This is a genomic window from Enterobacter sp. PL1, from assembly GCF_945957325.1.
Taxonomy (GTDB): domain Bacteria; phylum Pseudomonadota; class Gammaproteobacteria; order Enterobacterales; family Enterobacteriaceae; genus Enterobacter; species Enterobacter roggenkampii.
The window spans coordinates 1-13,772 of sequence record NZ_CAMFKT010000031.1 but is presented as its reverse complement, the minus strand read 5'-3'; the positions used below and the strand labels follow the sequence as shown (position 1 = coordinate 13,772).

The following is a 13,772-nucleotide window of genomic DNA, read 5'->3' as shown; positions in this document are numbered from 1 at the left end:
CGACGATGGCTCATTACCTGAGTTTGTTTGTGCGCGCGGTGTTTGTTGAAAACATGGCGCTCGCGTTTTTCCTCGGCATGTGTACGTTCCTTGCGGTGTCCAAAAAAGTGTCGACGGCATTTGGGCTGGGTATCGCGGTCACCGTGGTGCTTGGCTTATCTGTACCGATTAACAATCTGGTCTACAACTTTGTGCTGCGGGACGGCGCGCTGGTGGAAGGGGTTGACCTCAGCTTCCTGAACTTCATCACCTTTATTGGCGTGATTGCCGCGCTGGTGCAAATCCTGGAGATGATCCTCGATAAGTACTTCCCGTCGCTGTACAACGCGCTGGGGATCTTCCTGCCGCTGATCGCGGTGAACTGCGCCATCTTCGGCGGCGTCTCGTTTATGGTTCAGCGTGATTACAACTTCAGTGAATCCGTGGTGTACGGTTTCGGCTCCGGCATCGGCTGGATGCTGGCGATTGTCACCATGGCGGGGATCCGCGAAAAAATGAAATATGCCAACGTGCCTGCAGGCCTGCGTGGCTTAGGGATCACCTTTATTACCACCGGGCTGATGGCGCTGGGCTTCATGTCCTTCTCCGGTGTGCAGCTATAAGGGCTAACAGATGGAAATTATTCTTGGCGTGGTGATGTTCACGCTGATTGTACTGGTGCTGTCAGGGCTCATTCTGGCGGCGCGGGCGAAGCTGGTGAATTCCGGCGACGTGGTGATTGATATTAACGACGATCCGCAGAATCAGATCCGCACGCCTGCGGGAGATAAGCTGCTCAACACGCTGTCCGGTAACGGCATTTTTGTCTCCTCGGCCTGCGGCGGCGGCGGCTCCTGTGGGCAGTGCCGCGTGACGGTAAAAGAGGGTGGCGGCGATATTCTGCCCACCGAGCTGTCGCATATCACAAAGCGTGAGGCAAAAGAGGGCTGCCGTCTGGCCTGTCAGGTCGCAGTGCGTCAGAACATGAAGATTGAACTGCCGGAAGAGATTTTCGGCGTCAAAAAATGGGAATGTGAGGTTATCTCTAATGATAACAAAGCTACCTTTATCAAAGAGCTGAAGCTGCGGGTGCCGAAAGGGGAAGATGTCCCGTTCCGCGCCGGAGGATACATTCAGATTGAGTGCCCTGAGCATACCGTGGCGTATGCGGACTTTGACGTTCCGCAGGCGTACCGCGCCGACTGGGACAAATTCAATCTCTTCCGCTTTGTATCTGAGGTGAAAGAGCCGACGCTGCGCGCCTACTCGATGGCCAACTATCCTGAAGAGAAGGGCATTATCATGCTCAACGTGCGTATCGCCACGCCGCCACCGAATGTGCCGGATGCGCCGCCGGGCGTGATGTCATCATACATCTGGTCCCTGAAGCCGGGCGATAAGGTGACCATCTCCGGCCCGTTCGGGGAGTTCTTCGCGAAAGATACCGACGCGGAAATGGTCTTTATCGGCGGCGGTGCCGGCATGGCCCCGATGCGCTCGCACATCTTTGACCAGCTCAAGCGGCTCGGCAGCAAGCGTAAAATCAGCTTCTGGTACGGGGCGCGTTCGCTGCGTGAGATGTTCTACGATGATGAGTTTGAACAGCTGGCGCGTGAAAACCCGAACTTTACCTTCCACGTGGCGCTCTCCGATCCGCAGCCGGAAGATAACTGGACGGGCTATACGGGGTTCATCCACAACGTGCTGTATGAAAACTACCTTAAACAGCACCCGGCTCCCGAGGACTGCGAGTTCTATATGTGTGGTCCGCCGATGATGAACGCCGCCGTGATTAAGATGCTGAAAGATCTCGGCGTCGAAGATGAGAACATCATGCTCGATGACTTTGGAGGCTGATGATGCTGACGTTTCTGGCAACCTTTGTGGTTTTTGTACTTGTCATCTTTGGCATGTCGTTAGGCTGGATCGTTAAGCGGAAAAGCATTCAGGGCAGCTGCGGCGGTATTTCCTCCATAGGTATGGAGAAAGTCTGCGACTGCCCGGAACCGTGCGACGCCCGCAAAAAACGCATGGCGCGCGAGCAGCAGCGCATTATTTAAGTTTTTGTAGGCCGGGTAAGGCAAAGCCGCCACCCGGCATTCTTACATCTGCTTCTCAATCCTCATTTGTTTACTGTATACTTATCCAGTGATGAGTGAGGGCTTACTATGCGCAAAATAATCCATGTTGATATGGACTGCTTTTTTGCCGCAGTGGAGATGCGAGACAACCCGGCGCTGCGGGATATTCCCATCGCCATTGGCGGCAGCCGCGTTCAGCGTGGCGTTATCAGCACCGCCAACTACCCTGCGCGCAAATTTGGCGTGCGTAGCGCCATGCCGACAGCGATGGCCTTAAAGCTTTGCCCTCATCTCACGCTTCTGCCCGGGCGGTTCGACGCCTATAAAGAGGCTTCCCTTCATATTCGGGAAATCTTCTCCCGCTATACCTCTTTGATAGAACCGCTGTCGCTGGACGAAGCCTATCTCGATGTGACCGACAGCGTGCATTGCCACGGCTCCGCCACGCTGATGGCGCAGGAGATCCGCCAGACGATTTTCAACGAGCTGAATCTGACGGCGTCTGCGGGGGTCGCGCCCGTTAAATTCCTTGCCAAAATCGCTTCGGATTTAAATAAGCCCAACGGCCAGTACGTCATTACGCCGGAAGAGGTGCCTGCATTTTTAAAAACGCTGCCGCTTGGCAAAATCCCCGGCGTCGGGAAAGTCTCCGCCGCAAAGCTGGAAAGCATGGGGTTACGCACCTGCGAAGACGTGCAGCGAAGCGACCTCGCCATGCTGCTCAAGCGCTTCGGGAAGTTTGGCCGCGTGCTGTGGGAGCGCAGCCAGGGGATTGACGATCGCGATGTGAACAGCGAACGGCTGCGGAAATCCGTCGGCGTCGAGCGAACCCTCATTGAAGATATTCATGACTGGTCCGAATGCGAAACCATTATCACGGAACAGCTTTATCCTGAGCTGGAACGACGCTTAAGCAAGCTAAAACCGGACCTGCTGATTGCCCGTCAGGGCATCAAGCTCAAATTCAACGATTTTCAGCAGACCACGCAGGAACACGTCTGGCCGCGTCTGAATAAAGACGATCTTATCGCGACGGCAAAAAAGGCATGGGAAGAGCGACGAGGAGGGCGAGGGGTGAGGCTGGTGGGATTGCACGTCACGCTGCTGGATCCGCAGTTAGAGCGACAGCTGGTATTAGGATTGTAAAAAAGCCCGGTGCGCTACGCTTACCGGGCCTGGGTTTTTCACCCTATCCCTGTGGGAGAGGGCTGGGATGAGGGTATTACTTAACTGGGATCGCCTTCAGCAGTTCAGTCAGCAGCGTCCAGTAATGACCAACGCTTTCGATATGAACCTGCTCATCCGGCGAGTGCGGACCGGTAATGGTTGGCCCGATAGATACCATGTCCATATCCGGATACGGTTTCTTGAACAGACCACATTCCAGACCCGCGTGGATCACCTGAATATTCGGCGTGCTGTTGAACAGACGCTGGTAGGTTTCACGCACCAGTGCCATCACCGGAGAGCTTGCATCCGGCTGCCAGCCCGGGTAGCTGCCTTTGGCGGAGGTTTTTGCGCCCGCCAGCGTACCCAGAGATTCCAGCATGCTCACCACATACTCTTTACCGCTGTCGATAAGGGAGCGGATCAGGCAGATGATCTCCGCGCTGTCGTCGCTCATGGTCACCACGCCCACGTTCAGTGAGGTTTCCACTACGCCTTTCGCCACGTCAGAGTTGCGGATTACGCCGTTTGGCGTCGCGTTCAGCAGCTGAACGAAGGTGTCACGAGACTGCACGGTCAGCGCGGCTTTATCCGTGGAGACGGATTCCAGCACCACGGTCAGGTTCTTCTCTTTCGCCGACAGTTCGTTTTTCAGGATATCCAGGTACACGGTGGAGAGTTTTTTCAGCTCATCGGCTTTTGCCGCTGGAACCGCTACGGTGGCGAAGGCTTCGCGCGGGATCGCGTTGCGCAGGGTGCCGCCGTTGAAGTCTACCAGACGCAGATCCAGCTCGGCCGCATGGCCTGCCAGGAAGCGTGCCAGCAGTTTATTGGCGTTGCCGAGACCCAGATGAATATCACCGCCGGAGTGGCCGCCTTTCAGCCCTTTCAGCGTCAGCTTGAAGGTCTGGAAACCGGCAGGAATCGCTTCGCGTGAGAGCGGCAGGGTAGAGATGAAATCAATCCCGCCCGCGCAGCCCATATAGATCTCGCCTTCTTCTTCGGAGTCGGTGTTGATCAGGATATCCGCCTGCAGCCAGTTCGCCTGCAGACCGAACGCCCCGTCCATGCCCGCTTCTTCGGTCATGGTCAGCAGCACTTCCAGTGGACCGTGCTCAACGCTGTCGTCAGCCAGCACGGCCAGCGCAGAGGCCATACCGATGCCGTTATCCGCACCCAGGGTGGTGCCGCGCGCTTTCACCCAGTCGCCGTCGATGTACGGCTGAATCGGGTCTTTGGTGAAGTCGTGAACGGTGTCGTTGTTCTTCTGTGGCACCATGTCCAGGTGCGCCTGCAGCACAACCGGTTTACGGTTTTCCATGCCTGCGGTGGCGGGTTTGCGGATCAGAATGTTGCCAACCTGGTCACGTTCCGCATGCAGACCTTTTTCCTTCGCCCAACCCATAATATGTTCGGCAAGCTGTTCTTCATGGTAGGAAGGGTGTGGAATGGAGCAGATTTTGGCAAAAATATCCCACAGCGGCTGCGGAGATAGTTGAGACAGTTCAGACACGATAAGTCTCCTTGTCGAGGCGCTGCAAACAGGGTTGCAGGTCACAGGGTTAGCAGGTTAATAGTTACCACAAGTCAGGCTTGCGAGATGAAACTGAGAATACCACTTTCTCTGCTGGCTGGTAGCATAAAGCATGTAAAAACTCAGGCAGAGGGCGCTAAACACTGGTTTTTAGTGCGTCAGATCTCTATAATCTCGCGCAACCTATTTCCCCCTCGAACACTTTTTAAGCCGTATAAAAACAGGCTGGGACACTTCACATGAGCGAAAAATACGTCGTCACCTGGGACATGTTGCAGATTCACGCACGCAAACTGGCTGCGCGTCTGATGCCTTCCGAACAGTGGAAAGGCATTATTGCCGTCAGCCGTGGCGGTCTGGTACCGGGGGCGCTGCTGGCACGTGAGCTGGGTATTCGTCATGTCGATACCGTTTGCATCTCCAGCTATGACCATGACAACCAGCGCGAGCTGAAAGTGCTGAAACGCGCGGAAGGCGACGGTGAAGGCTTCATCGTTATTGATGACCTGGTGGATACCGGCGGTACCGCAGTGGCTATCCGTGAAATGTATCCGAAAGCACATTTCGTCACTATCTTCGCGAAGCCTGCTGGCCGCCCGCTGGTTGACGATTACGTGATTGATATTCCGCAGGATACCTGGATTGAACAACCATGGGATATGGGCGTAGTCTTCGTACCGCCAATCTCGGGTCGTTAATCACGTTCCGCAATTAATTTAACGCCCGGTGATGCCGGGCGTTGTTTTTTTTAGTCTGACGCGCGTTACAATAGTCTCTATACGACGTATTCATGGAGGCAATGCAATGACGCAGGCGAATCTCACCGAGACTCTCTTCAAACCCCGTTTCAAACACCCTGAAACGTCGACGCTGGTGCGTCGCTTCAATCCGGGTACTCAGCCTGCCGTCCAGTCTGCGTTAGACGGTAAAAACGTGCCTCACTGGTATCGCATGATTAACCGCCTGATGTGGATCTGGCGCGGTATCGACCCCCGTGAAATCCTTGATGTGCAGGCACGTATCGTGATGAGTGAAGCCGAGCGTACCGACAGCGAACTCTATGATACGGTGGTGGGCTACCGTGGCGGAAACTGGATCTACGAGTGGTCTAAACAGGCGATGCTCTGGCAGCAAAAAGCCAGCCAGGAAGAGGATGCCACGCGCAGCGGCAAACACTGGCTGCATGCGGCCAACCTCTATGCCATTGCCGCCTACCCGCATTTAAAAGGCGATGAGCTGGCCGAACAGGCGCAGGCGCTGGCGAATCGCGCCTACGAAGAGGCGGCTCAACGCCTGCCGGGCCAGATGCGCGAGCTTGAGTTCGCTGTTCCGGGCGGGGCGCCCGTTACCGGGTTCCTGCATATGCCCGAAGGTGAAGGCCCGTTCCCGACCGTGCTGATGTGCGGCGGGCTCGACTCTCTGCAAATTGACTATTACAGCCTGTATGAGCGCTACTTCGCACCAAAAGGGATCGCGATGCTGACGCTGGATATGCCCTCAATTGGCTTCTCCTCCAAATGGAAACTGACTCAGGATTCCAGCCTGCTGCACCAGCATGCGCTAAAAGCGCTGGAAAACATTCCGTGGGTTGACCACACCCGCGTGGCGGCATTCGGCTTCCGCTTTGGCGCAAACGTCGCGGTGCGTCTGGCTTACCTTGAATCCTCCCGCCTGAAAGCTGTCGCCTGCCTTGGACCGGTCGTTCATGCTCTGCTCAGCGATCCCGCACGCCAGGGGAGCGTGCCCGAAATGTACCTTGATGTGCTGGCCAGCCGTCTTGGCATGCATGATGCATCAGACGAAGCGCTGCGCGTTGAGCTCAATCGCTACTCGTTAAAAACGCAAGGGTTGCTGGGACGTCGCTGCCCGACGCCGATGCTGTCGGGTTTCTGGAAAAACGATCCGTTCAGTCCGGAAGAAGAGTCGCGCTTAATCACGTCGTCATCTGCGGATGGCAAATTGCTTGAGGTGCCGTTCAGCCCGGTCTATCAGAATTTCGATAAAGCTCTGAAAGAGATTACGCGCTGGATCGCTCAGAGATTGTGTTAATAGATTGCTAAATTTCGCTGGTTTGGTAAAACAGTGGCTTCACAAAAGGAGATCGCAATGACGTTACCGAGTGGACACCCGAAAAGTAGATTGATTAAGAAGTTCATGGCTCTTGGCCCGTATATTCGAGAAGAGCAGTGTGAAGAGAATCGCTTTTTTTTCGACTGCCTGGCTGTATGCGTCAACGTGAAGCCTGCACCCGAAAAACGTGAATTCTGGGGCTGGTGGATGGAAATGGAAGCAGAGGAAAAACGCTTTACGTATAGCTACCAGTTTGGCCTGTTTAATAAAGACGGTAACTGGCAGGCCACCACCATTAAAGATCAGGAAGTGATCGATCGCCTGGAATATACCCTGAAAGAGTTTCACGACAAAGCAAGCGCACTGCTGGCCACCCTGGACCTTAAGTTCGAGCCAGCGGATGATTTTTCCAGCGAAGCGGTGAAGCTGACTGCCTGATAGCGTCACAGCGCCGGGTGGCGACTTCGCCTTACCCGGCCTACAAAATGCACTATCCCGTAGGCCCGGTAAGCGCAGCGCCACCGGGCAAAAAAATCCCGGCTTATCTGCCGGGATTTTCTTATTCGGATAATCTTAGAACTGGTAGGTCATACCCAGGGCAACGATATCATCGCTGCTCACGCCCAGTTTATTATCGTCGTCAATCTGGTTAATTTTATAATCAACAAACGCGGACATATTTTTGTTGAAGTAATAGGTCGCGCCAACGTCAATATATTTCACCAGGTCTTCGTCACCAATACCTTCGATATCTTTGCCTTTAGACTGGACATAACCCAGGGAAGGACGCAGACCGAAGTCGAACTGATATTGTGCAACGACTTCAAAGTTCTGCGCTTTATTGGCAAATCCGCCAGAAATTGGCGTCATATTGCGGGTTTCTGAATACATCGCTGCCAGATAAATATCGTTCGCGTCATATTTCAGACCGGTAGCCCAGGCTTCGGCTTTCTGCCCCTGACCACGCGCCAGCAGGTTCTGCGCGTTGGTGCGGTCAGAGTTAGTGTAAGCACCGCTGACGGCAAAATCGCTGCCGCCGAAGTCATAGCTCAGAGAGGTACCAAAACCGTCACCGTTCTGCTTCTTGGCGTCACGGTTTTCGTTTTTGCCCTGGTACTGCAGGGTCATGTCCAGGCCGTCAACCGCGCCGAAGAAGTCGGTGTTGCGGTAGGTGGCAAGACCGGTCGCACGCTTGGTCATGAAGTTATCGGTCTGCGCGGAAGAGTCGCCGCCGAACTCAGGGAACATGTCGGTCCATGCTTCGACGTCATACAGCGCACCCAGGTTACGACCGTAATCCAGAGAACCAAAGTTTTTCAGCTTCAGGCCCGCGAACGCCAGACGGGTTTTCTGAGAGGAGTCGCTCTCGGCTTTGTTACCCGCAAATTCAGATTCCCAACGACCATAGCCCGTCAGCTGATCGTTAATCTGGGTTTCGCCTTTAAAACCGAAACGAACGTAAGTCTGATCGCCATCTTTGGTGGCATCATCGCTGATGTAGTGCATGGCTTTCACTTTGCCGTACACGTCCAGCTTATTACCATCTTTATTATAAACTTCAGCTGCGTGAACGGATGCAGAAGCCACTACGCCCATAACCATTAATGCCAGAGTGCTCTTTTTCATTTTCGATCCTGTCTTATAAACGCGCTAAAAAATTCGCTGGACGATAAGCTCATGCTTAAGTCCCGTGAAAAAACAGGAAGGGTTTTATCGTTCTGGAATGAAACTTTTATGACAAACTAAGAATAATTTTAAAAAACTGTGATTTATTATTTCGGTAATAAAAGTGTCAAATTCTCCCGCTACGCTTCCTGATCCCGCGCAACAAAGTGTTTCGCGATGTGCTAAGGCAGTTGGCAACGGGGCTGACTCCTGCTAAAACGTTCGTTCGACATTACTTTCCCTTATCGTTGAACGGCAGAGAATCATGAGTGACAGCCAGACGCTGGTGGTAAAACTCGGTACCAGTGTGTTAACAGGCGGATCGCGCCGCCTAAATCGCGCCCACATTGTTGAGCTTGTACGTCAGTGCGCTCAGTTACATGCCGCAGGGCATCGTATTGTAATTGTGACCTCCGGGGCGATTGCCGCCGGGCGTGAACATCTGGGTTACCCCGAACTCCCCGCGACGATCGCCTCTAAACAGCTGCTGGCCGCCGTGGGACAAAGCCGACTCATTCAACTCTGGGAACAGCTGTTCTCTATCTATGGCATCCACGTCGGGCAGATGCTGCTGACGCGTGCGGATATGGAAGACAGAGAGCGCTTCCTGAACGCCCGCGATACCCTGCGCGCGCTGCTGGACAACAATATCGTTCCGGTCATTAATGAGAACGATGCCGTTGCTACTGCTGAAATCAAAGTGGGTGATAACGATAACCTCTCTGCGCTGGCCGCCATTCTGGCTGGCGCCGATAAATTACTGCTTCTGACCGATCAGCAGGGGCTGTTCACCGCCGATCCGCGTTCTAACCCGGAAGCCGAGCTGATTACCGACGTTCACGGCATCGACGATGCGCTGCGCGCCATCGCCGGTGACAGCGTGTCCGGCCTCGGAACGGGCGGCATGGGGACCAAGCTGCAGGCCGCCGACGTGGCGTGCCGCGCCGGTATCGACACCATCATTGCCGCGGGCAGCCGCCCTGGCGTGATTGGCGACGTGATGGAAGGCATCTCCGTTGGCACCCGCTTCCACGCTCAGGAATCCCCGCTGGAAAACCGTAAACGCTGGATATTTGGCGCGCCGCCTGCGGGCGAACTCGTCGTCGATGAAGGGGCGACCGCCGCGATTCTGGAACGAGGAAGTTCATTACTTCCTAAAGGAATTAAAAGCGTGACAGGCAACTTCTCCCGTGGTGAAGTGATCCGTATCCGTAACCTCGAAGGCCGCGACATCGCCCACGGCGTAAGCCGCTATAACAGCGATGCCCTGCGCCGCATCGCGGGTCACCATTCGCAGCAGATCGACGCCATTCTGGGCTATGAATATGGCCCGGTTGCCGTGCATCGCGATGACATGATTATTCGTTAAGGAGCCAGAACATGCTGGAACAAATGGGCGTCGCCGCGAAGGCCGCCTCTTACAAACTGGCGCTCCTTTCCAGCCGCGAGAAAAACCGCGTGCTGGAAAAAATCGCTGATTATCTGGAATCTCAGTCCCAGGAGATTTTGCTCGCCAACGAGCAGGATTTACTGGAAGCGCGTCGCAACGGTCTGAGCGAAGCGATGCTCGACCGCCTGGCATTGACCCCGGCCCGCCTGAAAGGCATCGCCGACGATGTTCGTCAGGTCTGCAATCTGCCCGATCCGGTAGGGCAGGTGATTGACGGTGGGCTGCTGGACAGCGGTTTGCGCCTGGAGCGCCGTCGCGTGCCGCTCGGCGTTATCGGCGTTATTTATGAAGCCCGTCCAAACGTGACGGTGGATGTCGCCTCCCTATGCCTGAAAACCGGCAACGCCGCCATTCTGCGCGGTGGGAAAGAGACCTGGCGCACCAACGCCGCGACGGTGAAAGTCATTCAGCAGGCGCTGGGGGAGTGTGGCTTACCGGCGGGTGCCGTGCAGGCAATTGAGAGCCCGGACCGCGCGCTGGTCAACGAAATGCTGCGCATGGACAAATACATCGACATGCTGATCCCACGCGGCGGCGCGGGCCTGCACAAGCTGTGCCGCGAGCAGTCGACGATTCCGGTGATCACCGGCGGTATCGGCGTGTGTCATATCGTGGTAGACGACAGCGCTGAGATTGCACCAGCGCTGAAGATTATCGTGAACGCGAAGACCCAGCGTCCAAGCACCTGTAACACCGTTGAAACGCTGCTGGTGCATCAGGGCATAGCGAACACCTTCCTGCCGGCCCTGAGCAAACAGATGGCAGAGAGCGGCGTGACGCTGCACGCTGACGCCAGTGCGCTCTCGCTGCTGCAGGATGGCCCGGCTAACGTCGTTCCCGTCAACGCGGAGCAGTACGACGACGAGTTCCTGTCACTGGATCTGAACGTGAAAATCGTGAGCGATCTTGACGACGCGATTGCGCACATCCGTGAGCATGGCACGCAGCATTCTGACGCCATCCTGACGCGTACGCTGCGCAATGCCGATCGCTTCGTGAACGAAGTGGATTCCTCTGCGGTGTATGTGAATGCCTCCACCCGCTTCACCGACGGCGGCCAGTTCGGCCTCGGCGCTGAGGTGGCGGTCAGCACGCAGAAACTGCACGCCCGCGGTCCGATGGGGCTGGAAGCGCTGACCACGTACAAGTGGATCGGCTTCGGCGACGATACGATTCGTGCGTAAATAATCACGGGTGATGCAAAAATAGCCGTTTGATTCAAAAGGGCATTGACGCATCACCCGGATAGATCTAACCTTTTGCCCCGTGGTTACACTCGTAACCGGCCTCTCAGGGCCGATATAGCTCAGTTGGTAGAGCAGCGCATTCGTAATGCGAAGATCGTAGGTTCGACTCCTATTATCGGCACCATTTCAAATTCCTCAAACGTCCGTAAATAGCCTGATTTGTAAAAATTCTACTGTCTTTTTAGTGCATCATTGTCCGTAACCATCCAGTAAAAACCGATACAGAATATATACAGAATATGTATAGGATTGTGTATATGGTCCAGTTCGGTCCTGGATTCCTATACACATGCCTTTAAACGATGTGCAGATTCGCCGCGCTAAGCCTGAAGATAAACCCTATACGCTTGGGGATGGGCAAGGCTTGTCATTGCTTATAGAACCTAATGGAAGCAAGAGCTGGCGGTTTCGCTATCGCTATGCCGGTAAACCCAAGATGATCTCGCTTGGCGTTTACCCAACGATCACCCTTGCCGATGCTCGTTCCCGTCGTGATGAAGCGCGAAAACTTGTGGCAGAAGGAAAGAACCCTTGTGAGGTTCGAAAAGAGCAAAAGCTGGCTATGCAAGCAGAGTCAGAGAACGCCTTCGAAAAGATAGCCAGAGAGTGGCATCAACTTAAATTTGCTAAATGGTCGGCAGGATATGCATCAGACATCATGGAAGCGTTTAAGAACGACATTTTTCCTTATGTTGGAACAAGGCCTGTGGGAAAGATTAAACCGCTGGAGCTGCTGAACGTACAGCGTAAAATTGAGAAACGTTGTGCGTTGTAGAAAGTGTGGAAAGTACGTCAGCCTTGCTCCGAAGTGTTTCGCTACGCAATTGCAACAGGTAGGGCGGAGTACAATCCTGCGGCAGAGCTTTACAGCGCTCTCGAAGTACACCAATCTAATCATTTCCCGTTCCTAAAAGCTGATGAGATACCTGATTTTCTGCGTGCCTTAGAGGGTTACTCCGGGAGTAAGCTTGTCCAGATAGCAACGAAATTACTCATGATTACAGGTGTTAGAACCATCGAATTACGTGCAGCGTCATGGTCAGAATTTGATCTAGATAACGCTCTTTGGATAATTCCTACAGAAAGGATGAAAATGCGTAGGGCGCATCTTGTGCCATTGTCGACTCAAGCGTTAGATTTACTTAATGAACTCAAGATCATGACAGGAAACTATCGTTATGTTTTTCCTTGACGGAACGATCCGAACAAGCCTATGAGTGAGGCGAGTATAAATCAGATTATCAAACGTATTGGCTATGGTGGGAAAGTAACCGGTCATGGTTTTAGACATTCTTTATCTACCATCCTCAATGAAAAAGGATACGATTCGGCTTGGATTGAAATGCAGCTTGCTCACACAGATAAAAATAATATCAGAGGTACTTATAATCATGCTCAATATATTGAGCGGCGCCAGGATATGATGCAGTGGTATTCAAGTTACGTTTTGATTAAGGGGTAAGTGAGAATATTATGTACATTGCTACACATTCAAATAAAGGTTATTCCCAAAACTCCTATAAAACCGTTATTAATGTATTGATTTCTTCTTATCATTGTTTGCATTATATTATTACGCGATGGTTGAATATAACCTTTGAGCTATTCCAAGCACCACGTCTAATGAATGGAAACTGTATTTTTGCGAAATATAAGTTGCTTTTCTCAAAAAGTGAAATTTAAGTATGTATAGCATATTGTCATGTGCTTTATTCATAATCATGGACTCACCTATTACAATAGTGGGACAAGAAATAATTAACTCAAGGAGATAGTAATGAGCAATGAATTTGATAGTAGTAAGCTAGAGAATTGTTTCGATCTCGCGTTAGAAAATATTATTAGACACGGCGATACAGATATTTTCCCATATCCATTTGAAAGTCGGCTATTTGAAGACCGTAAGGAAATCGTAAAAACTGCATTAATGCAAACATTTGATGACTTTGAAAATAAACGGACAGAGGTCCCACCAAACATGATTAATAGCTTTTCTAGCATCGGCTATTATGGTTACAGGTGGGCAACGCAAATTGATCCATTCTGGAATGCTTTTTTTCTTGGTCTAGTTTTGAAGATCGCTGAAGATATAGAGAAAATAAGATCTACTAATACGTCTGTTTATTCATATCGTTTCAATCCAAACCTTGCTGCGGGCTCACTTTTTGATAAGGATATTTCATGGAGAAAATACCAAGAAGACAGCATTGTCGAATGTGCTAAAGATGAAATTAAGTATGTACTTACATGCGATATAGCAGATTTCTATCCACGTATATATCACCATCGTTTAGAAAATGCACTAGACAGAATAGATCCTAATAAAAAATACTCTGGTAAAATTAAGAAATTGCTACAGACATTTAGTGAAACAAAATCATATGGAGTGCCAGTTGGGTGTCCTTCATCAAGAATATTAGCAGAGCTAGCCCTTGATTCCATTGATAAGCTATTGTCTATGAATAGGGTTAACTACAAGCGTTATGTTGACGATTTTATTATATTTTGTAACTCAAGAGAGGATGCTCATAAGACTTTAACTTTACTTAGTAAAAAATTAATGGAAAATGAAGGGCTAA

The 13,772-nt window shown here is 52.4% G+C and carries 12 protein-coding genes, 1 tRNA gene and 1 pseudogene; 12 read left to right on the top strand and 2 right to left on the bottom strand.

Annotation, left to right across the window (positions count from 1 at the left end):
- Positions 1 to 5: 5 nt before the first annotated feature.
- From nqrE to dinB, 4 genes are all read left to right on the top strand, one after another.
- Complete coding sequence (gene nqrE, locus N6P30_RS21065) at positions 6 to 602, top strand: NADH:ubiquinone reductase (Na(+)-transporting) subunit E (RefSeq protein WP_008500255.1); 597 nt, start codon at positions 6 to 8, stop codon at positions 600 to 602.
- 10 nt (positions 603 to 612) lie between these two features.
- Positions 613 to 1,836 carry an NADH:ubiquinone reductase (Na(+)-transporting) subunit F gene (nqrF, locus tag N6P30_RS21060; RefSeq protein ID WP_023293209.1) on the top strand — a complete coding sequence of 408 codons (1,224 nt, stop codon included), beginning with the start codon at positions 613 to 615 and terminating at the stop codon, positions 1,834 to 1,836.
- A complete protein-coding gene (gene nqrM / locus N6P30_RS21055; protein ID WP_023615899.1) occupies positions 1,836 to 2,039 on the top strand; it encodes a (Na+)-NQR maturation NqrM in 204 nt (67 codons plus the stop codon). Before nqrF ends, nqrM begins: the two co-directional genes overlap by 1 nt.
- Before the next feature lie 108 nt (positions 2,040 to 2,147).
- Positions 2,148 to 3,206, top strand: coding sequence for a DNA polymerase IV (gene dinB, locus N6P30_RS21050; protein ID WP_023293207.1), 1,059 nt, complete (start codon positions 2,148 to 2,150; stop codon positions 3,204 to 3,206).
- A gap of 76 nt (positions 3,207 to 3,282) precedes the next feature.
- Here dinB and pepD read toward each other — a convergent pair whose 3' ends face one another.
- Entirely contained in the window at positions 3,283 to 4,740 is a 1,458-nt protein-coding gene (gene pepD / locus N6P30_RS21045) for a cytosol nonspecific dipeptidase (RefSeq protein WP_023293206.1), read from the bottom strand.
- Between the two features lie 260 nt (positions 4,741 to 5,000).
- Here pepD and gpt point away from each other — a divergent pair, with 260 nt between their 5' ends.
- The 3 genes from gpt to crl all read left to right on the top strand — a co-directional run bounded on the left by gpt (position 5,001) and on the right by crl (position 7,269).
- Positions 5,001 to 5,459 carry a xanthine phosphoribosyltransferase gene (gene gpt, locus N6P30_RS21040; RefSeq protein ID WP_003863205.1) on the top strand — a complete coding sequence of 153 codons (459 nt, stop codon included), beginning with the start codon at positions 5,001 to 5,003 and terminating at the stop codon, positions 5,457 to 5,459.
- A 106-nt stretch (positions 5,460 to 5,565) separates the two neighbouring features.
- Complete coding sequence (gene frsA, locus N6P30_RS21035; RefSeq protein WP_008500250.1) at positions 5,566 to 6,810, top strand: esterase FrsA; 1,245 nt, start codon at positions 5,566 to 5,568, stop codon at positions 6,808 to 6,810.
- Between the two features lie 57 nt (positions 6,811 to 6,867).
- Positions 6,868 to 7,269 carry a sigma factor-binding protein Crl gene (gene crl / locus N6P30_RS21030; RefSeq protein ID WP_008500249.1) on the top strand — a complete coding sequence of 134 codons (402 nt, stop codon included), beginning with the start codon at positions 6,868 to 6,870 and terminating at the stop codon, positions 7,267 to 7,269.
- 135 nt (positions 7,270 to 7,404) lie between these two features.
- Here the strand turns inward: crl and phoE are convergent, their stop codons facing one another.
- Positions 7,405 to 8,457, bottom strand: a complete 1,053-nt coding sequence (gene phoE / locus N6P30_RS21025) for a phosphoporin PhoE (RefSeq protein WP_008501878.1) — start codon at positions 8,455 to 8,457, stop codon at positions 7,405 to 7,407.
- Between the two features lie 304 nt (positions 8,458 to 8,761).
- On the opposite strand from phoE, the gene proB reads away from it, so the two are divergent.
- The 5 genes and pseudogenes from proB to N6P30_RS21000 all read left to right on the top strand — a co-directional run.
- Entirely contained in the window at positions 8,762 to 9,865 is a 1,104-nt protein-coding gene (proB, locus tag N6P30_RS21020; RefSeq protein WP_008501877.1) for a glutamate 5-kinase, read from the top strand.
- Between the two features lie 11 nt (positions 9,866 to 9,876).
- Positions 9,877 to 11,130 (top strand): glutamate-5-semialdehyde dehydrogenase, encoded by a 1,254-nt coding sequence (gene proA, locus N6P30_RS21015; RefSeq protein WP_023293205.1) that lies wholly within the window; start codon positions 9,877 to 9,879, stop codon positions 11,128 to 11,130.
- A gap of 111 nt (positions 11,131 to 11,241) precedes the next feature.
- Positions 11,242 to 11,317 (top strand) — tRNA-Thr (locus N6P30_RS21010).
- 165 nt (positions 11,318 to 11,482) lie between these two features.
- A pseudogene (locus N6P30_RS21005) lies at positions 11,483 to 12,655 on the top strand (tyrosine-type recombinase/integrase).
- Positions 12,656 to 12,970: 315 nt separating this feature from the next.
- Positions 12,971 to 13,772, top strand: an 802-nt coding sequence (locus N6P30_RS21000; RefSeq protein ID WP_260629975.1) for an RNA-directed DNA polymerase, incomplete at its 3' end; no start/stop codon positions are given.